This window comes from Paenibacillus lignilyticus, from assembly GCF_017942085.1.
Lineage (GTDB): Bacteria > Bacillota > Bacilli > Paenibacillales > Paenibacillaceae > Paenibacillus_Z > Paenibacillus_Z lignilyticus.
In genome coordinates, this window is record NZ_JAGKSP010000002.1 from 987,974 (window position 1) to 1,010,051 (window position 22,078).

The 22,078-nt window shown below is 50.4% G+C and carries 10 protein-coding genes; all 10 read right to left on the reverse strand.

What is annotated here, in order from left to right; translation table 11 throughout:
• Nucleotides 1-10: 10 nt before the first annotated feature.
• The 10 genes from I8J30_RS09425 to I8J30_RS09470 all read right to left on the reverse strand — a co-directional run bounded on the left by I8J30_RS09425 (nucleotide 11) and on the right by I8J30_RS09470 (nucleotide 21,851).
• Complete coding sequence (locus I8J30_RS09425; protein ID WP_210657458.1) at nucleotides 11-3,433, reverse strand: endo-alpha-N-acetylgalactosaminidase family protein; 3,423 nt, start codon at nucleotides 3,431-3,433, stop codon at nucleotides 11-13.
• Complete coding sequence (locus I8J30_RS09430; RefSeq protein ID WP_210657461.1) at nucleotides 3,430-5,793, reverse strand: hypothetical protein; 2,364 nt, start codon at nucleotides 5,791-5,793, stop codon at nucleotides 3,430-3,432. The genes I8J30_RS09425 and I8J30_RS09430 overlap by 4 nt, the downstream gene beginning before the upstream one ends.
• Before the next feature lie 72 nt (nucleotides 5,794-5,865).
• Nucleotides 5,866-7,518, reverse strand: a complete 1,653-nt coding sequence (locus I8J30_RS09435) for an extracellular solute-binding protein (RefSeq protein ID WP_240548005.1) — start codon at nucleotides 7,516-7,518, stop codon at nucleotides 5,866-5,868.
• Between the two features lie 69 nt (nucleotides 7,519-7,587).
• Entirely contained in the window at nucleotides 7,588-8,484 is an 897-nt protein-coding gene (locus I8J30_RS33945; RefSeq protein WP_091222792.1) for a carbohydrate ABC transporter permease, read from the reverse strand.
• Nucleotides 8,485-8,512: 28 nt separating this feature from the next.
• On the reverse strand, nucleotides 8,513-9,454 hold the full coding sequence (locus I8J30_RS09445) for an ABC transporter permease (protein WP_210657465.1): 942 nt from the start codon (nucleotides 9,452-9,454) through the stop codon (nucleotides 8,513-8,515).
• 181 nt (nucleotides 9,455-9,635) lie between these two features.
• Complete coding sequence (locus tag I8J30_RS09450; RefSeq protein WP_210657467.1) at nucleotides 9,636-11,357, reverse strand: sensor histidine kinase; 1,722 nt, start codon at nucleotides 11,355-11,357, stop codon at nucleotides 9,636-9,638.
• Nucleotides 11,354-12,901: a response regulator gene (locus I8J30_RS09455; RefSeq protein WP_240548007.1), complete on the reverse strand. Its 1,548-nt coding sequence runs from the start codon at nucleotides 12,899-12,901 to the stop codon at nucleotides 11,354-11,356. Before I8J30_RS09455 ends, I8J30_RS09450 begins: the two co-directional genes overlap by 4 nt.
• Before the next feature lie 746 nt (nucleotides 12,902-13,647).
• Complete coding sequence (locus I8J30_RS09460; RefSeq protein ID WP_210657470.1) at nucleotides 13,648-14,211, reverse strand: TetR/AcrR family transcriptional regulator; 564 nt, start codon at nucleotides 14,209-14,211, stop codon at nucleotides 13,648-13,650.
• 89 nt (nucleotides 14,212-14,300) lie between these two features.
• Entirely contained in the window at nucleotides 14,301-18,476 is a 4,176-nt protein-coding gene (locus I8J30_RS33615) for a S8 family serine peptidase (RefSeq protein ID WP_210657472.1), read from the reverse strand.
• 45 nt (nucleotides 18,477-18,521) lie between these two features.
• Complete coding sequence (locus I8J30_RS09470; protein WP_210657474.1) at nucleotides 18,522-21,851, reverse strand: S8 family serine peptidase; 3,330 nt, start codon at nucleotides 21,849-21,851, stop codon at nucleotides 18,522-18,524.
• Between the last annotated feature and the right edge of the window lie 227 nt (nucleotides 21,852-22,078).

The window sequence follows — 22,078 nt, forward strand, 5'->3', positions numbered from 1 at the left end:
TACTACATATTTATTCCGTTAGCTCATCGACGGTAACGTTATCGATCACTAATGAACCTTTATTGGCGTCATTGCGCACGATGGCCAAATAGTAATCGGTGAAAGGACCGGTTGCCAGCTCGGCCGTCAATTGGTGCAATCCCTTCCGGAGCGGCTCCGCGTAGATTTCATTCGATGGGCCTCCATCCGTTGTGCGTAAGCAAATCGAATATTGAGCTTCATTGTCTGACCGGTAATCGAATGTTACCTTATACTTCCGATTCGGCATGAACTGCAGCCCGGATGGCAAAGTTCGTAACAGCTCTCCGGGGATTTCGTCCATCGTTTTGAGCGACCATTCTCCTGCAAGGGTATCCTCCGTATAACCCTCATGAAGTTGGGCGAGATGCGTCTTGCCTATTTTGGGATTGGCGCTGACAAACGGCCCCCAGCCTTCGTCGACATGCTCGAAATCTTCGTAGAAGTAATGATCCGTCTGATTAAGCGATTCTACTTCTCTTACTCGCACATCATCGAAATGAACGAAGGAATCCGGCTCTCCTTGTTCTGCCAGAAGCAATAGCACCGGCACATGCTCATCTGCGGAATGCGGCAATTCAAATCGAAGCTGCAGCCGCTGATAGTGCGTGCCCCGCTTGTCGGAATCCACATCGCAGTTGACGACCGCGGTCCGACTAATGCTGCGTATTAGTTCCACTCCCCCGTAGCCATCGATGCGAATGCCCGCTTCTCTTCCCGCCGACACTTCTACCCATACCGAAGCGGAATAACGTCTGCCCTTCTTCAGTCCGGAGAGCGATTGGTATACCCGTCCATCGGCACCGTTATTCCCGCTAATTCGCAGGTAAGATTGACCGTAGCTCGTTTCGGCAATCTTGATATGATCCGTATTATCCGTCTGCGATGATTTCGACCACCATTCGAACCCGTGACTGTCGAAGCCCATATCCTTCACCGGACTGCCCTCGCTCCATGCCATCTTAGGAGCCGGGGGCGCTTCCGTCTTATATAGAACATAAGGCGTACAAGCCTCGGCTGTTACTGCGACGGAACCGGAAACGACCCGAACATTACGAACAAATACCCGTCCTACATTTGTTAATTGATATAGCTTCACTTCCCCGTCGACAGGCCAGCTATCCGGAAGCTGCCAGACGGTTTCCCCGCCGGAGGCATTCCAGTGGTAAATTTTCGTTTCGCCGATCGGATCCCAAGGAATAAAGACGGTATCGCCGACCGCGAGGACTCGATCGTTTCTGCGCAGAACCGCAACGCCTTCCTCCAGCGTCGACGAAACGCCGCCTTCCAAAACAACCTCTTCCGAGTTCTTCCAATTCAGGATTGCGAAATGCATCAAGTAGCGATATGGCAGCTGCTTCGTGAAGAAGGAACGGATGACCGCCTTTAAATCCCGCTCCCGCTGCCACCCCATAAAGCCGTTATCCCCGTACCTTGCATAGCCGCCTTTTAACAAGATATCCTCCGCATAAGCGTCTTTGTCCGTATGACGGATAAACCGGGAAATGCGGCTATCGCCGGTGGAATCATGTGTCCATACGGCGTCGGAATCCAGCGCATCCGCTTCCTCCGTCCAGATCGTCCACCCGTTTCCGTGCAGCTTCTTCGCCAGCCGCCAAGCAGCCCAATGTTCATCCCGATAAGTATCCACATAAACGAAACCAAGATGAGGCGCATGTTCGTTCAGCTCATCCAAACGCCGATCGAAATCGCCGGATCGAATATCTTGTTCCCTGTCGATATAGTAGGATTGGTCCAGCCACTTCCACCCCGGCGTGCTCGTAACGAGCGAAGACGAGTAGGAGCGCGCCTCCGGATAAGCTTCGCTATGATTGATATGCACGCCAATAACCGCGCCGAAATCACGAGCGCGTTCGGCCAGGACATTCAAATCCTGCGATCCCCCGGCCCGTTCATTGAAGTTGTTGCCGTAATCGGGATGCCCGCTGTCATGCCCTTCGCTTTGATAGCCTTTCACTTCAATGAGTTGTCCGAATCCATCCGTGTATAAGTAAAACTTCTTAATATTGTCCAAGATTCGGAGAAACGGAAATTGGGCCATGCTGGCAAAATTCATAACAATATGCGCGTAACTGCTTCTCATCCGGTCGGCCCCTGGGATTGGTCCCAGCATGTCCCGCGTGGCAATCGCGCCGTCCTGCCAATCGACGATGCCATCGCTGTTCCGGTCATCCGTTAGGATGACCTTGGACCAAGGCTCGCCTATCACTTCCATATCCGGTCCCCGATAAGTCCAATAGGCGTTCCAGACAGCGGTCCGTTTGTAACCGTTGCGCTGCACGGTTTGCACGCACAATCGCCTGCGGTTGTGCAGCATGTTTCCGACTACGCTCGCCGCCAATTGATTCGTGTTCACAATCGCAATGGCGCGATACGCAGGTGCATGCGACGCGCTCCATTCGGATGCACCTGCAAAATGGTCGCCTTTGATCCCTTCGGAGGCTGCAACATGCGCGCATGCTTGCGTATCGCGAACCGAAACGAGCCCGTGATTAGGGATGGCGATTGTGCGAATGCGGAACAAGCCCTTTTCTTGGATATCCGTTATTTTCATCTCAAGCGTTGCGCCGGACAGAGCGAAAGATACGGTCATTTCGACCTGAATGGATGCGAAAACGAGCTGATACGAAGCAGCGGTCCGGGACTTCGAATCCAAATAAACGGCAGGTGTGTACCTCTCTCCGTTCAGATCGACATAGAGTAACCGATCCTCTTGCCCGAACAGTACGGCGCCGTTTGTTGTCCAACGATAGTGCAGCACGCGCGGGAAGGCGGTATCCAATTCCACTTCCAGCTGATCGGATACCAACGTGTGGGATGGCGCAGCCTCTTCATCTTCAGCTTGTACGATGCTGTCGGAACGGTACTTGTCGTCAAGGGCAGTCGCGTTCACTTCATGAAGACGAGCATGCCCTTCTTCTCCTTCTTCGTCCGCCCAAGCACGAAAGCCGATCGCTCCCGCTTCGGTATGCAAATCCGGAATATCGCCATGATATTCCGGATAGCCATTCAAGGAGAGCGTCAGAACCGTACCGACAAACCGGATCTCTACCCGATACGATTTCCCCTCGTATAACGGATCCGTTTTAAACAGCACCCCTTGCTTGCCGCAAGGCTTCGCCCATATCCACGTGCTTTTGCCGAATGGGTCCATCGGTTTGTCGCAGCCGATGAAGATCCAATTATCCTGTGCCATATAGCGAATAACTGCCCCGACCTTGCCTGCGGGATTCAGCGGTGTCAACGTAAACGCAAGCTCCCCGTCGCCCAAGATCGGGCTAGCTTGTACCAGGGCCACTGTATCGGAGCCATTCGCTTCCAAGGTGCAGGCATCCGGTTGCTGAGATACGATGCCGTTGCCAAGCACAATTTGAGTTAAGGTGTCTGTCATCATTGCGTATGTCCTCTCCGCACGGATTCCGGCTCCCCCCATGTAACCACTTTGACGCTTACGACCGGCTTCGGATCCCCTTCGAACTTGCAGCTGAACGACACCGTCTGTCCGCCTTTTCGAACAAGCGGCGCATCTGCGGAAGCTTCCACCGTCTTCACTAAATTCCAGTTCATATCGTAAATGTTCCCGGTCCGATTCCCGTCGCACACGAGATACTGATTCGCGCGCACCTCGGTGTCGAACGTCATGTACTCCCCGCCTGTATAGAAGGTTGGCCGTTTTACCGATGCGTCCACGTTGCCATAGGATGGCGATACGCGCAGGCAGAACCGCATCGGCTGCTCCGAAAACTTATTGTAAAACGCCCAATCTGAGCCGCCCGGCTGACCGGGCTGCAGCTCCTCCGTACTGCAGACGAGTGGATTCGAAATATGGACAGGGTACAACTGCCAGCTTCCATCCCCCAAGGCTTCCAAATGCCAGTCGCTCTTCGGATCGCGCATCCGCTCTTGCTGCTCCGACGTAAACGCACCGGCATGACGAGCCGTTTCCCATTGCTTAACCGCATTCAGAAGGACGTCAATATTTCCGTTGCGCCGCAGCACCGCCTGATCAGCCGAGAGAGCGAAGCCCGCATTGAAGCCTGCCGCCTTCGACAGCACCCACTCGATTTCGTCCGGCGTTGTCGCCTCAAACCGATCCGAAGCCGAACGCACGAGAAACCAACCGAGCATGGACGGGATAAAGTTGCGAGCGAAATAACGCTGATTGCTAAGCCGCCATTCCAGCTGACCTTCGCGAGTCGACACTCCCCATGGCTCGCCCCAATTGAAACGCGTGAAAATATGCCATAAATAATTCGGAACGACGATACTTGCATCGTTGATGATTTCATCATTCCAGCCATCATAAATACGCTTGACGAAGCGGTTCACGCCATAATCGTCATGACCGGTCGCATAGCAGCCCTCAAGTCCGTCGAATGAGATTTGCCGCAGTCCCGTCCTCTGGAACAGCTCAGCAATTCTTAAGCTGTATGCTTCCTGAAGCTCCATATTGGGGAAAAACACGTCATAGGGATGATCCCACAACCGGCTGATTTCAGAGCCGCTCTCATGTGCATAAGCTGAAGTACCGTTTGCACCTCGCTTAACGCCCAGTAATTTCCACGGCGCCGACGACGAAACGCTCTCGTATTCGATCAACTCATTGCCAATGATGACGGTTTGCCGAAACAAACCCATTCGGAACGGCTCCGGGTTGTCGATCGTCAATTCCGTCATTGAAGCATCAATCGCCTCGACTAATCGCGCAGTACCGACTGTTTGAAGACGTGGATCCGGTAGCGGAGTCACATACGAATCATTGAGCGTCGTAAAGTTGGAGAGTGTATGTACGCCGACCTTAACCCCTTCCCCTGCAGCCCGTTCAACGCAAGCTCTCATGCTCTCGTCGCCATTCGGGAAGCTTCCCGGCTTCAGTACAAAGTGTCCCCACTGCGCAAATGGATCCGGGTGATACACATAATTCAGACCCGCTCGCTTCGCAGCATTCACCGCTTGTTCCATGGAGGACTCAGAGAAGTCCGTAATCAAATAAGACTGCGTCGCCGCCGGCGACTTCTTGCCCCAGACGCCTTCAATCATCGGATGCGGCAACTCTTCGCCAAGCTCAATTGCCTCGATTGTATCCAGCACTTCACTTGCCGCACAGCCGAACAACGCGATTTTGGACCCGCAAATTAGCGCTTCTTCTCCGCTTAGTGCAGGCACTTCGACTTCTTTCAAGTTCCACGCCGGACGACGCGCTGCCTTCGTGCGGTTTCGCGTAAAAGCCTGTAAGAGGCTTCCTCCGATTATCGGCCATGCGGTGCTTTTATCGTATTCGAACTTGCTATCTTCAAACGGTTGATTGGCAAATTCGAGGTTCTCTAATTCCACAAGCCAACCGCCAATTGTTTTCCAGTTCAGGGCTTGGATGCCGATGGCAAACTCACCATCGTGGACAACGCCGACAGACTCGCCGATCGATTCAGACAGTGTCGTTAAGAACGGACCCCAAATGACTGCATCCACTTCATCGCCGAATAGTTGTTTCAATTCGAATGTGACGTATTTCTCTTTGTTTACGACCTCAACCTCTGCCTTCACGCCGGAATCTCCGAAATGAAACATCGCCTTAGCGTCCTCATATTGAACGGCAACAGGATGTTCAACCCGACCGTTGATCGAAATTCGAATGAGCGGTGACGCGTAACTCTCGTTCATATATGTCTTGCTTGATGCCGCTGAGGTCAAGCCGGAAACTTCTCCTCTTTCATTCAGTACAACGGTGCATGCGCCTGCGCTAATTTTCATCATCCATTCCCCTTCCGAAATATAGAGAACGGGCACCGGAACCCCGATGCCCGTTCATACTTCATGAACCAATTGTTATTTGTTTTGATCGTAAACTTGCTGAGCTTCGGCCATCACTTTGTCTCCGCCCATTTTGTTCCAATCTTCAACGAATTTATCGAAATCGTCGATTGGCTTTTTGCCCGTAATGAAATCGATATAGGATTGCAAAGTGAACTGGGTAAGCTGGTCTTTGTTTTCGTTATAAAGCGGTTTTTGGTATGCGTTCAGAATGTCATATACTTTTACGCCTTTCGCTCTTGCTTCTTGTGCAATTGGGCGAAGGTCTTTATCTGCGGTATACGAGGTTTGGAAGTCATAATCGTTAAACGATCCGGCCATCGAATATCCGCCTGCGATTCCGAGTTTTTTGCGCTCATCTTCATTATCATAAGGAGCAATATACTCGACGACGCCATGTTCGTTCAGCTGCCAATGCGTTCCTTTAACCCCAAAGTTGAGAAGCTCATAGAATTCCGGTTCAAACTGCGTCGCTTCGAAAATTTGCAGATATTTCCCTAATTTCTCCGGGTCATCCGCAAGCTGTTTGCCGAACATGAGGCCGGATGCATTGTTCGGAGAAGATTGGGAAATACCGAATTTGCCCTCCGGTCCTTTGATACCGCCTTCTGTCAGCCATTTGAAGTTTGGATCTACTTTGTGAAGCTTGTCATACCAAGTTTCGCCTCCGAGGAATGCATTGCCCGGATAATAAACCCACCAGTAGTAATCCGCTGCGCCGGCTTTTCCGGTTAACATTTTATCCTCGAAATTGTTACCCTTATTCACGACGAACTCAGGATCAATCAGTCCGTTCGCGTACCAACGGTTAAGCGTAGTCAAAGCTTGTTTAGCGCCCGGCTCGATTTCGCCGCGAACGATTTTTCCGTCCTTCTCGCGGAAGATACCCGGATAAGCGTCATAGGCACCGAATACGGAACTAAACATCATGTCCAGCGATTCCGCGGTAGCGGTCAGGCCGTACGTATCCTTCTTGCCGTTTCCGTCCGGATCTTCGTTACGGAACTTCGTCAAAGCCGCTTCCTCTTCTTCGATCGTTTCCGGAATTTTGTTAATGCCTACCTTCTTGAGCCAATCTTCACGGAATCCCAGCTGTTGTCCGTCGATACCGATATCCCAAATTCCCGGCAAGCCATAAATTTTACCGTTTACCCGAACGTATTTGAACGGATCGTCTTTGTCGATGAATCGCTTGATCCATTCTACGTATTTCGGCATATACTTCTCGATCATATCCTGCGGAATTTCCGCCACGACGCCTTGATCGACAAACTTCATATAGTCGGTTGGAGCCGGCTCTTTAATCCAGTCCGGAATGTTGCCGGAAGCGATTTTCAAGTTTACATCTTCTTTGTACGTGTCGCCGCTTGTCGGAACGAGCTCGATTTCAGCATTGAATTTTTTAGCAAGTGCGGTTACTCCGGGTGAATCCACCTTGTTTTGATCCGGATAATACGCCCAGAAGGTCAGATGATCCGTTTTATCTTCCGTTGTTGCCGAGTTCGACGCCGCTGCATTGTTCGACGGTGAATCCGAGGCCTGGCTGTTGTTGCTGCTATTGATGTTGCCGCCGCCGTTGTTGTTGCTCGTACCGCAGCCTGCCAGCAAACTCGCCAGCAAAGAAATACTTGCGCCTCCATAAACCAGCACTTTAAATTTCTTGTTCATCTTCACAATCAACCCTTCCCATGATATGTATCTATCTATCTATTAACGGCTTAATCCGCAAGAAGCGGATCACCCTTTAACAGCACCGACCATGACGCCTGTTACGAAATACTTCTGTACGAACGGATAGATAACCAGCATCGGAATAATCGAGAACATAATCATTGTCGCTTGAAGCTGCCTGCCGGAGAATTCCGAATGATGGGTTAAATTTTGCTGGGCCAGCATCAAGCCTGACGTATTGTTATCAATAATGATTTTGCGCAAGATGACTTGAAGCACTTGGTGATTCGGATCCGAAATGTAGATCAAACTATCGAACCATGCGTTCCAATGGCCCACTGCAACCCACAAAGCAATCGTCGCGAGCACCGGTTTGGATAGCGGAATCACGATCTGCAAGAATATCCTCAAATATCCGGCTCCGTCGACCCGAGCGGATTCCTCGAGCTCTTCCGGCAGGGAGCGGAAGAAATTGCGGATGATGAGCACGTTAAACGCGCTGATCATTCCCGGCACGACAAGCGCCCATATCGTGTTATACATGCCGAGCCCTTTAATCAATAAATAGGAAGGGATAAGTCCGCCCCCAAATAACATGGTGAACAAGATGATCCCGGTAAAAATGCGATTCATCGGCAGGTCCTTCTTCGCCAGCGGAAACGCGGTTATGGACGTGAACACCACCGCTAAGGCTACGCCAAGCACGGTACGCACAACGGTATTTTTATAACCGTACCATAAAGCGTCGTAATGAAAAGCCAGCTTATAGCTTTCAAGCGTGAACTTGGCAGGATATAACACGAGTCCTGACGCATATGCTGTGCTCTTCGCCCCTCCTCCATCCATCGAAATGATCACTTGCGTCCAGAATGGATAAAGCGTAAGCACCAATAATACCAACATGAACAGATATAGGATGACATCAAAGCTTTTTTCGCCCGGCGTCTTCTTCACGGCAATCACAACGAAGCACCTCCAACCCAACGTACATTTACCATATCGCGCTGTCTTTCTGACCGATCATTTTTACGATCCGATTCACGACGAAGATGAGGATGAGTGCGATTACGGATTTGAACAATCCGACCGCCGTAGCATAGCTGTAACTCATATCCACCAATCCTTTTCGGTAAACGTACGTATCAATGATGTCGGACACATTATAAACTTTGACATTGTACATATTGAAAATCTGGTCGAATCCGGCGTCTAAAATACCTGACATGGACAGAATCAGCATAATCGCTACGACAGGAGCAATCATCGGTATCGAAATGTACCACATCCTTTTAAATCGACCGGCTCCATCCAGAACAGCCGCTTCATACATTTGCGTGTCGATGCCGGACAACGCCGCGAAATAGATAATCGAGCCCCAGCCAAAGCTTTGGAAGATATGGGTGACGACGAGCACCGTCCGGAAATATCGGGCATCGGCCAGATACAAGCTGGGGGTGCCTCCGAACAAGGTGATGAGCGTATTGATTGGCCCTTCCCAAGAAAGAATGGAGAAGAAAATACCGCCGAGTATAACCCATGAGATGAAGTGCGGTAAGTATGACACGGTTTGCACGACTTTTTTGAATCTCACATTGGAAATTTCATTTAATAACAATGCGAAAATAATCGGAACCGGAAAGCCGAACAACAGCTTGTAAAAACTAATGATGAGGGTGTTTTTAAGCACCGTGTAAAAATAAGGATCGGCGAATAACTTATCGAAATGCTTAAGGCCAACCCAGGGACTTCCCAGAATCCCATCCATGAATCTGTAGTCTTTAAAAGCAAGAACGACACCATACATCGGAATATAATTGAATACAACATAATAAATCATTCCAGGTATCATCATCAGAAGCAGAACGCGATACTTTCTCCAATTGCTCCATTTCTGATTCTTTACGGCCGATTTCCTCGAAGCGGCGATATCCATTGCGGGCTTAACCTCCTTGCACCAGTTGTCATGACAGCGCTTATATTTACTTGTACTTATCATAACAGCGGGCCCAAGGGTCGTAATTATCACATATCTTCGATCCTTATCAGTTTTCTACGTACTTTTATAAAAAAACTCCGTACCCCGGAAAAGGTACAGAGTCAGCATGCTTCAACCTTTATGCCTCTACCGACAGAGGTATGGTTACTTTCATAATCGTACCCTCACCGATTGTGCTGCTTATCGTGATGCCATAATCGTCACCGAACTTTAACTGAAGCCGTTCATGTACATTTTTCAAGCCATAGCCGGAAGTCTGCGCCGTAAGCAAATTTCCGATCATGTCCTCCGAAATCCCCGATCCGTTATCCTCTACCGTAAATACGACCGTGTCTGCCTCGATACGAGCAATCAGTTTGATTTGGCCTCGGCCTTGTTCCTTCTTATCAATGCCATGCTGGATCGCATTTTCTACGAGCGGCTGCAAGACGAGATTGATCATCTTATGCGAATAAACCTGTTCATCAATCTCATACACGACATCAAAGCTGTAATTTTTCATAATGAGCACAATTTCCAAATAGGACCTGATGTTCTCAAGCTCTTCCCGGACCGTAATAATCTGCCCGCCCTTGTTCAGAGCCGTTCGATAAAATTTCGACAAAGAAACGACGATGTGACTGATGTCATGCTCCTCGCTTCGCAGCGCCTTCCAATTGACAAACGACAACGTATTGTACAGAAAATGCGGATTGATTTGCGCTTGTAATGCGCGCAGCTCGGCATCCTTCTGAATGATTTTGCTCGCATACGACTCTTGGATGACCTCATTGAGTCTTTTGAGCATATGCCCGAACCGGATCATTAACTCGCCAATTTCATCCTTTGCTCCCGTGTGTACCTGTAGATCCAACTCCCCGGTTTCTACCCGCTTCATCCAGGATACGAGCGTATGAATCCGCTTCATGAGGTTGTTGGACATCGCTGTTATGAGGATCAGGAGAAGAAGAATGCAAGATCCGGCGACGATGGACGTTGCGGTCAAAATTTTATCGGCGTTTAACGAAACGTTCTTCACTGGAACATAGGTGTAGATCAACCAGCCCGACTCCGGAATTTGTTTCTTGAGCACAAGTAATTTCTGATCGCCGATTTCAACCGTTCCGCTTTCCGCATGGATAATATCCATATCGTTCAAGTCGTTTAATCGGAATGCTTTAACAGATTCCGCGGAATTCGAATAGAGGACGCCGCCTTTGGCATTGGTCACGATGACCCCGTTCCCCGGCATCAGTTCGGCTACTCGCCCGAATAAATCTTTCATGTCGATCTGCATGACGAGGATGTCGTTCTGACCATTCACGAGCAGACGCGGAAACGTGCTGATGAAGTACAGCTCGGACGAGTGTCGGATCCATTTCGGCCGTACGTCGCCTTGTCCAAGCTCTTTATACCAAGCAAACGAGGGCAATCGCCGAGCAGACATAATGGCGTATCCTGATTCAGGCATGTCGTTCTCCGTATACACGGTCAATTGGTTGATTTCTTTGTTACCGATCCGTATTTGGTTGAAATTCGGATAGAAGTATCGGTTCAGGTCGTAGTACAGATTCACATAGTCCATATAGGGGGTACTAATGATCTGCTGGATCTTGCTGTTGTTCAGAATGATGTTTGCCGTATGATTGTACAATTCCGCTTTGTAATTAAAATAGCCGGCCATCGTATCCACGTTGCGGTTTAATGCTTGCTCGGCTTGCGTGTTCAATAGCTGCTTGGACTGCCAGTAGGAATAGATGCCGAGTACCAGGATCGGAATGATGATGACCGACAAATAAGACAAAAACAGCTTCGGTTTCAGACGCAGACCATTCCATTTATGAACGATTCTGCCGATCATATGCCAAGCTCTTCCCGGTATTGCGTCGGCGTCATTCCAAAATGGGACTTAAACAACGAACAGAAGTAGGCCATATTGGAGTATCCCGTTTCTTCGCTGATGTCGGCCACTTTTTTGTTGGTTTCGGCAAGCAGTTCCTTGGCTTTCTTCATTCGCGTAGACGTGATGTATTTGATAATGCTGACGCCTACTTGCTTTTTGAACAAATGACTTAAATAGTTGGGAGACAAATAAACGCTCTCCGCCAGCTCTTCGACGGATAAATCCCGCTTGTACTCCATATGGATCGTTCTCAGGATGGAATCCGTCACCTTGCGGTTGTTCGAATCAGCCGTCTGCCCGTCCGTCGTTTCGCAGCTTTCAAGCGTGGATATCATCAGCATGCAAAGCTCGCTCAGCTTGTTCGATTTATAGATTTGTTCGAGGTTTTTTTTGAACTGCTCCGTGTTTTTCTTCGGCGCATAGTCGAACATCATTTTCAATATTTCCATGCAGCTGTACTTCAAATAGATCGAGGAGATCTGCTTTCCGGCCTTTAGCAGCTCATGTAATTTCTCGAATTGCATGCGCGCGGATTGGAAATCTTTGCGCTCCACATCTCTTGCGATTTCCGACATCTTCTCTTCCACGCTGTCGGACGAATGCCCGTCTAACCACGCGCTTTCTGCAATTAATACGGCGCCTTTATCGTAGAAAAACTTGCTCTCCAACATCGATTCAATCTCGTTATAGACGGCCCGAAGGCTGCCAATGTTGTCAATCGGGCCGCTAAACGCTGCAAACAGATCCGTAGCGTACTTCTCTTTGAATTGCTGTATGATACGGTTGCCTATCGCCTCTATGTCAGCAGTCGTATCCCCTTCCATAACTTCCATGAACAGCATGCTCTGATACTCATTTAGATTGAACCCTTCATGCTGCCGTTGTACGCATTCGCTGATCATGCTTTCGAGATCCAGATCGGACAAATCGAAGACACGACTGCGGGAGTCCAAAATAACCATGCGCAGCGGTTTGGAACCGTTAAACATCGGAATCGGAGCATGGACTTCGAATGATTCGTGCTGGTCGTTATTCTCCCCGTGGATCAACTGCGAAACCAGCCTCTGCTTCTCGTGACGGATGATTCCTTGCCCATAGGCCTCCTCGAGCTGCTTCTGCCGCTCCTCTTCCTGCTTTTCCTTCTCGCACATGTGGATGACTTGCGAGATGACCTTCAGAAATTCATTGACTTGCACCGGCTTCAGAATATATCGGATCGCATTCACGTCAATAGCTTTCTGCGCGTATTCGAAATCGCCGTAGGCGCTCATGAAAATCACTTTAACCGGGATAGCCAGTTCCCGAACGGCGGCGGCCAGTTGAAGGCCATCCATGCCCTTCATTCGGATATCCGTAAATAAAATATCCACATGGTTTTGCTTCATGAACGCAAGCGCGCTCTCTCCGCTGTCCGCTTCATGAATTTCAAGCTGCAAGCCATATTTGTCGATCAGGAATTTCACGCCTTCTCTTTCGAACTGTTCGTCGTCAACGATGAGCATCTTGAACACGGGCACTGCCCCCCTGGTGAGGATAGACTTTATTGGCAAATTTCTGTCTGACTGGCTGAGTTGAATCGCTGCGCTGAATGGCCGTGCTGGTCGCGCCAAAACTTATTTCATCATTGTAACTGAATCGCGTGTTTGCGCCAATATGAATCGTAACCAATTGAGTGGTCCCAACTACATCCCGTGTATACCGCGCATTCCACTTTCCTGCTCTCCAACTACATTCGTGCATACCGCTCGTTTCACTTTCCTGCTCTCCAACTACATACTGCGCATTCCACTTTCCCGATCCCCAACTATACCGCTTTCCACCTTCCGTGCCGCGAGAATTCTAACGAATCGTACAGGTCTTATTTGACCGGATTTGCAGGTTCCGAGAATCTAACGAATCGTAGAGGTCTTATTTCGGGGCAAATGGCTCCGAAACACTCCAAAACGGTCAAATAACGCTTCTACGATTCGTTAGCTTTTGTTAAGGAGGTGTTTTTAGCGAAATAAGCGCTTTACGATTCGTTAGAGCATTTTCCCCACGATGCTGCGCCCTCTCCATCCCGAGCTGAACCGCTCATAGTCAACACATCTTACAACTGCTTGAGCTTGCCTGCACTTTCAGCGCAATAGCTGCCCCCCTTCCCCCCTCGCGGGGGAGAATGGGCAAATAAAAAACCTCGCTTCAGCCCTGAAAAATCCAGGTTGCTAAATGGGAGGTTATTTAGACATTCATTGGGAGGATCGTCGATCTAATGATTGATTAATAAACGGCTGAGTCCCTTCCATGTTTCCGTCAAGGAATCTCCGCCTCTTACGCGGCGATATTGAATAGAGCCCTTTATTGCAGACAACACCGCCAGCGCGATCGGACAAAACCCGGATTTATCGCGAGATTCAGGCACCTTTGAATTAATCACGTCATGCATAACTGAAAGCTCAAATTGGCTGAGCTCCTGCGTTTTCTGTCTCATCGTTTCCGGCAGCAGCTCGAAATCCGCTTGCAGCGCTGAAATCGGGCAAATCTCATTATCGGCTAACTGTTCGGATTGCAGATTGCAGAATTGGACGAACTTTGCTTCGACCGAATCCTCCGACTGTTGCATCTTAGAAGAGAAATCGGCTAGTCTTTGATAGATCTGCTCTTGCACGGCAAGACCCAAGTCTTCCTTCTTCACAAAATGATAATGAATGCTCGCTTTCGATATGCCGAGATGCTTAGAGAGGTCGTCGTAACTGAAAGCCGTATACCCTTTTTGTCGAATCAACGATTCGGCCAAATGTAGAAGCTGCTCTTTGCGTTTTGCGGTTTCCATGTTGCGCACCTCGCTATCCGTAAAAGTAGACAAAATGGGAATGGAACTGCCGAACCATCTCGGCAGTTCCTTCCGTTATACAGGTAAACCTAGATACGACCGGATGCTAGCAGCAGCTCGTACAATACTTTCGCCGCAGCTTCGCGCGTAGTAGCGCCGGCTGGTTGGAAGTAGAACTTGCCTTTCGATTCGACGCCTTTCATCAGTCCGGCATCCGTTACCATTTGAATGCTTTCTTGAGCATAGCCGCTGAACAAAGCAGCATCGGCGTAAGCTTGATTGCCAGGTTGGCTAGACTGCTGAAGCCCGACAAGCTTGATCGCTCTGGCCAGCATGACCGTCAGATCTTGACGGGTGATGGCTGCGTTCGGGTTGAACCGGCCATCCGAACCCGTTACAAGTCCGGCCTCGTAAGCACTCGTCACATCGGAAGCAAACCAGTCGCTGCCGCGTACATCGCTGAACGGATTGACCGCTGCTTTGGATTGCAGCCCCAATGTTCTTGCGAGCATCGACGCGAATTGTGCGCGAGTCACGTTAGCCTTCGGCGAGTAGGCATGCTCGGAAGTGCCGTTCAACAAGAATTTATCCGCAAGCGTTTGGATTTGATCGCGTGCCCATGACTTATCGATATCGGAGAACGTCACATGCCTCGACGCAGCGGCATAAGTCGAGAAGCCCGGTCGACGAATCGTTACGATGGACTTGCCTTCTCCGGCAGCTGTAACTTTGGCAGGTACAGGATATACATGGTCGCCGTCAAGGTACAACGCGCCTGCCGTGCTTACACCGTTCTCGACAAGGAACGATCTGGTTACGGCTTGGTCGGCCTTCAGCTTAAGCGGAGAGGCAACGCCGTTCTTCAAGCTGCTTGCTTCGAACACATAAGGTGTTCCCAGAATCGTGGCATCTTTCACTTGCTTCGTAAATTCGGATTTGCTGCCTTCATCCTTCTTGATCGTAAGAACGATATCCGAGCCATCGGATCCTTGACTCAAGGCAGGGATTGGCAAAGCGACGGATGCATCGTTCCAAGTAAAGACGATCGTTCCTTTCAGACCGGATTCGGTCACCAATTTTGCCTGCGCAGCCGTTAATTTCAACTCTGCGGAGGAAGCGTCCTTGGAAGCTGCTCCGATGGTAAGGGCGACAGATGGCTTCACTTCGGCAATCGCTTTCTGCAGATCGGCGTCCGTGACGGACACGGACAATTGCGTGCCTTCCAGCTTCGACTGCGGCGCAATCGTAATGCCGGTTTGCCCCTTCTCGATTACGGAAGCAGCAACATCCTTGTTGTACGCCTCATCGTTAGGAGCAGTAATCGGTCCCCCTGTATATGGCGGATTTGTCGGCGGGTTAGGTTCGTCAACGGCAGCTTCATTCGTCACGTAGAACGATTTGAATGCAACGGACTCGTCGAGGACATTGTAGTTTTTATCATAGACAGTGCCTACGACCGCCAGCTTGTACCTTCCTTCCGGAAGATCTTCATTTAATTTATTGCCATCTTGCACAAGGATACCTAAATTATAAGAGCCATCGAATTCAGGAATGATGATGTTGGACGGAATCGGCTTTAGGAAGTCTTTCGATTCATCCCGATCGTAGATTTCGGCCAATAAGCCCAAGACTTCGTTATCTAAGTCGACGATCACTGCATAGAAGTGATTAATTGTTCCTGTCGGAAGCGACGCCGTAATGTCGATCGGCGCGTCTTTGGACACCGTCGTATTGCTGAGTGTCAGGTTCTGGATCAGGAAGTCGTTGTCATCGGACTCATCGCCAATATGAATAACGAACGGCAGATGCAGCGAAGGCAGTCCATTGCTCTCCAACAAGACTTCACCCTCGTATACGCCGACCTTTGCGCGCGGGATAGACTTCGCGGTCAGGTTGAAATTGAACTCGTCGCCTGCTCCTACCGTGATTTGGTTGGATGTGAGTCCCTCCAGTCCCATAATGATCTCGCTCGGATTCGGCGTAGGGATCGGATGATGCGGATCGGACGTTACCGAAGGATGCATCACGATTTTCGCTTTATACGTAACGGATACATTCGATAAATTCTTGACGCGAAGCGGCTTTTTGACGGCCTCGCTGGCACCCGGGTTCATCATGCCAAAGCTCACGCTGCTGCCTTCGCTAGGCATAACGATCGGGTTCATCTTATCGTCGTGAAGCGTAATTTCGTCCATCGATTCAATAATGGCACGCGTATCAATGGCGTTCATGACATTGACGCGCCCTGCGCCTTGCGAGTAGACATCATACATCGTGCCATTCTCGTCCTGGATCTCCTCCGCCGTATTCGCCAGCGCTGCGCGAATGTCGGTCGGTGTCCAATCCGGATGCGCTTGCTTAATCAACAGAGCAAGTCCGGCCACATGAGGAGTAGCCATGCTCGTGCCGCTTAGCTTGGCATAGGCTTTGTCATAGTTAGCGTCAGGATTCGCTTGTCCATAAGCAGGAATCGAAGAGAAGATTGAAACGCCGGGTGCACTAAGGTCCGGCTTAATGCCGTAGTTGCCATCCGAGTTCGGCCCTCTGGAGCTGAAATCAGCCATTCGGTCACCGGCTACCACAACCGTCTTAAAGTCGTTCTTCATCGTGAACTGCAACTTTTGATCCGGATGCGCCTTCAGCTGGCGAGCTAATGCACGCCCCATCTTGCCCGGCATGTCGAATGTCGGAATATAATCGTAGCCGTCGCCAAGGAAAGCAAGCGGACCGATCGCGCCGTCACGAGACAGTATTTCTTCCGATAAGTCAGGGACATTCGGATCGCTGGCAGAGTAATTGCCATTAAAGATGACAGCCGCCTTCGCGCCGTGCTTGGCAGCCAATTTCACTTTCTCGTCGAAGCTGGAAAGCCCTCGGGAGATGAATACGATTTTGTCGGCCAGGAACTCCGGTTTAAGGCCTTTATAATCATCTTCCCTACCCAGGCCGACGTAAACGCCTTGAATCGGATTGGTGCCGAACATGGTGTTAAAGCTCTCTTTATCCGTCGTCCAGCTCATCAAACTCATATTCGTGTCATAGACCTCTGACCCGACTGCGCTGTGAATCGTCCCCTGGACGCGGTTGCTATCGCTTGTCACCGCACCAACGGAGATCGCCATTTGCGAAGCGGCCGGTGATCCCATGGAGTAGTAGTACTGATTGCCGCCGCCGGCATTGCCGTTCGCGACCACGGCTACAACGCCTGCTAAGACGGCATTGTTCACCGCGATGGAGTCAGGCGAGTCCGGATCTTTCTCCAGATCGCTCCCTAAGGAAAGGTTAATGACGTCCATGTGGTCGTCGACGGCGTGTTCGATCCCGTCGATAACTTGGGAGGATGTGCCGCCTTCCGGGCCGAGCACTTTATAGGCATACAGATCCGCCTCATAGGCGACACCCTTCTGCACATGCACGGACGTCGGGTTGGAAGCCGTTCCGGCGATCGTGCCGGATACATGCGTACCATGGATAGAGCCTGTTGAGTCTTCATAGCCTTCTTCCGGTAAATCTTCATATGGATCGTCGTCCTGATTAATGGCATCGTAGCCGCCTTCGACATAATTGCCTTTGAGGTCCGGATGCAGGTAATCGATGCCGGTATCAATAACGCCGACCTTCAATCCTTTGCCCGTTAATCCGCGATCCCAAGCCTTCAGAACGCCGATTTGCTCGAGCGGAACCGGATCGAAATCCGATGAGCCGGCAGCAATTTGATAGCCGTCGGGCTCGTCAATCGGGTAATAGATGACATTCTTATGAATGGCTTTCACGCCCGGAAGCTTCGCCAACTGCGGAATAAGATCAGCCCGGATGGTAATCTCCATTCCGTTGAGCACCGTATTAAAGCTGCGATTGATCTTAAACGGAATGCTGCTAGCTTGAGCACTGCGAACGAATGCCTGCTGCTCCGACTGCACGGTAACTTCACTTGCTTCCGCTGCCAGTGCTTTATAGCCGAGCTTCGCGGCATATATACCAACGGCCGCGGGTTGGCCGCTTAGTTGGAGGATGACATTCATTTCCTTCGCGGAAGCGGTATCGATGTCATCGGCAATGTAAGCTTCGCCAGGGATCGCATTGATCCCGGCTTCCGGCTTAGCTTGCTGCAGCAGCCGCGTTACGGCTTCCAGCCCTTCTTTTGTTATGAATGCCTTGTCCAGCGGAGCGGCATGCGCGGCTGGCAAGCCGGTCGTAACCAGACTTCCGGCCAGCACCGAGACCGTTGCGAGCGAAAGTGATTTTTTGAGAAATGATCGTTTCACGTTCAGGTACCCCATTTCGGTTCAGAATAGTAGCTGCTTTGCAGGCTAGTTTAAGTTCAGGACATCCAAGCCGTCGATGGTCACAATGCTGTTGCTCGAATTGGGATTGGCTTCGCCGGCATGAACAACTTCGATATGATGCACGCCATTTGCGAGCTCGCCTGACGTAAAGACAGGTACCTGATAGCGCATCTTATCACTGTACAGATCGATAGGCGCTGCCGTCACCGACTTGCCATCGATGTAGATATTCGCTTTGCCGCGGTTGCTGCCGGTCGAGGACCAGACGGTAACCTTCGTGCCTGTGAATGTAAAGTCGACGGAACTGCCCGGAGTCGTGGTATAGGTTTGTACACCGTCAGCATATTTCTTGCCGTATCGAATAGCCCAAGGCCCCTCGTAATCGGCGGCAGGATGTGTCGGCGAAATTAATCCGGAGAACACGAACGCATCCACGTTTATTGCCAATTTCTGATTTACGCCTTTTACGGATCGAATCTCTACGTCGTGATGCCCATTAGTCAGTAGCATTTTGAACAACGATTGCTTCGATTGTTGCGTCACGCTGGACAAATCGGCATAACCCATAGCCAATCCATCGATTCGGATCTCTGCGGTGCCTTGCATATCGTTCTTTGTACCGATCCATTCGAACAGATTCCCTCTAAACCCAAACTTGACGGAGCCCTCTCCGGTAAGCTGCTTCAAGGTTCCACCCGAATAGGAAGAGCCCGTTAGTGTGGTCCAGTTACCGTCGTAGATCAGCGATGCGTCGCTGTCCTCGACCCGGCTCGACGAGTTACCGTACTGCACGTTCAAGGTGTAGGCACCGGCGCCTTTTACGGCATAGATGTTCACGTAATACGTACCCGCCTTGCTTGCGCGGTACGTGATTGATTCGGATGACGTGTCCGCCGTTTCGGAGAAGGCTACCGCGCCTTCTTTGCTTTGCACGGTCGTAGCGGAATCATCGTATAGAATCAGATCGAAATCCGTCCCCTCTTCACCCGTAAGCGTGAAGGTCGCCGTTTCGCCGGCGTTCAGTTCGACGGAATAGACATGATTCGGATCGCTCGCCTGATCGAGTTTGCCTGTGACAGACGTATCAATCAACGACATCCCCGGGATGTCCTTATTCCACAGTGCACGATAGGCACTGATTAGCTTACCGCTTACTGTCATTGTTTTTAAGGTAGGAATCGGCTTGCCGCTTGTTACAACGCGCTGCTTGATTTCCAGTGCATTCATATCCGGATTCTGGCTTCCAACCAGTGCAGCCACGCCTGCAGCGTAGGCAGCAGCGTATAGCGTACCTTGGGAATAGGAGTATCTGCCTTTGCTGTTCTTGATATTGACCGTAGTCATCTCGGGCTTATTGCTAATGACGGTGTCGTAAAATAACGAGAAATCCATTAGCCTATATTCTTGATCCTCATAAATCGTGCCGGGAACACCCCAACCTTTGAAAATGTAGCCGCCTTCCTTGACGAGCTTAAGGCCAAGGACATCTCTTACAAAAGCGGATTTCGGGCTTTGGTCAATAGCATCTTGTCCCGTGAGCATCAAGTGGCCGCCGGCGTTAAGATAACCGGTCAAATTCGCTTGATCATTATCTGTGATCAGTTTGTTATCACCGGTAACTGCTGCCGTTCCCGTGAACCAAACCACGATATCGTACTGCTGCAGCCCTTGCGGTCCGGTGAGCGCCGGGCCATCAAAGGTCTCGTCCTCTGTCGTGTATGTTTCATAGGTATAACCGGCTTTCTGAAGCAGCCCTTCATAGACAGCCATAGGATCGCTTTCGTACATTGGACCTACGCCTCCATCGCCGTTATTGAAGGAGCGCTTACTGTCATTAACGAGTAGGATCTTCGGTTCGGCTACATCCGCCGGCTTGAGATAATCCATCGCGCGATCGAACATCTCCTGCCGTTGACCGGCATATTGCGGATCCTCAATCGGAATTTCTTCAAACCCAATTCCGTTGTAGTACGCTTTATAGATCCCATTATCGATTTGCGCCGCATACCCGGCATCAACGTCAGGCGTTGTCGAGATGACCAGTTCGGACGGTGCAGCGACATCGACGGACATCTGCCCGATCGCAGCGCCCAAAGCCGGATCACCCAGAATATTGACACCGGTAACCGAAAGCATGTTCAAGCTTGGATAGGCTGCAGGATACACCGGCAGAACATCCGTATTTAAGGTACCGGTCAAGCCTGAGCTTTCGCCGGCCGGAGAAACGAACAACATGTCGGAGGCATTGATCGCATCTTCGACCAGTTTGCTTCTGTATTGATACACGATTCCGAGCGTAGCGATCTTGGCGCCGTGCTCATCGGCATAGTGGATGGCATCCACGACATCCGAGAAGTATCCGAGCTCTTCGGAAGCCACCTTAAGCGGCATGACCTTTACATTAGGCGCCACACCGGCAATGCCTTCGTTATTGTTCATAACAGCGGCGATTTGTCCGGTAATTGTCGTGCCGTAAGTATCATTGAGACCATCGCTCGTATCGAAAAGTGTGTTGTCATCGTAGGCGAAATCCCAGCCGTTCACGTCATCAATGAGCCCGTTGCCATCATCATCGATTTCGTTGCCAGCAATTTCTTTATCGTTGGTCCAGAACTGACCGACCAGATCGGGAGCATCCATCTTCACGCCGGTGCCGATAACGGCAACGGTCACGTCCTTGCTGCCCGTCGTGATTTCCCAAGCTTCAGGCAAATCCATATCGATATCTTCCAAGCCGCCGGGTACCGAGCCTTCATTGAGATCCTGGCCGGTGTTGTTCAGCCCCCATTGTTCATGGAAAAGAGGATCATTAGGCAATGCGGCTGATTGTCCCGCGTCCGCTGCCGAAACGGCCGCCTCGTTCGACAAGTCGACCGGGCGGATCATTTGCGGAACCAATGCAGAATTTATCTTGTAATCAGGCTCCGCATAGAGAACGTTCGGATCCTTAAGCAGCTCTTCTATCACACTATGTACATCAGCGCCAGCCGCGAGCTTCAACAGCTCCGCATTGGGTACCGAGAGCGGGCTGGACCCCGTTATTTGATTGCTCAGTGATACGGCAAATACGGACTTCTGCTCCGTGCGATATCTGACAATGACACGATCAGCGGCATATTCCGGTTTTTCAGGCAGCGTGCTGCCGAACGCAGGGAGCTGCATGGAAGCTTGCCGTGCGGCATTCGCGGTTGGATTTTCGATAGAGGGGGCAAGGGAAATCTCTCCTTCAGTCCATTGGCTTTTTCGTATCGGATCATTGTGCTGCGATTGCTTAGCCAATACAGGTGTTACAACTCCGAATACCAGCATCGTCGACAGGAGTGCGGAAGCCATTCGCTTACTTTTTCTGATCAAGCCTTATCACGTCCTCGCTTAAATAATAAAAAGTTAATAAAAAAAACATAGGAAACGCTTACATTCATCCTCATTTACTTGTCTATCTACTAGTAGATAGGTAACTAGCGCGAACGATCATGCCAATCTTCCTTTGGTCAATAAAACCGTATTTATTGGCATATGCCCCCTTTCACTTCTGCCATTAATACGCTCCTGCGACCTGATTCGAGCACCGGGTCGTATGT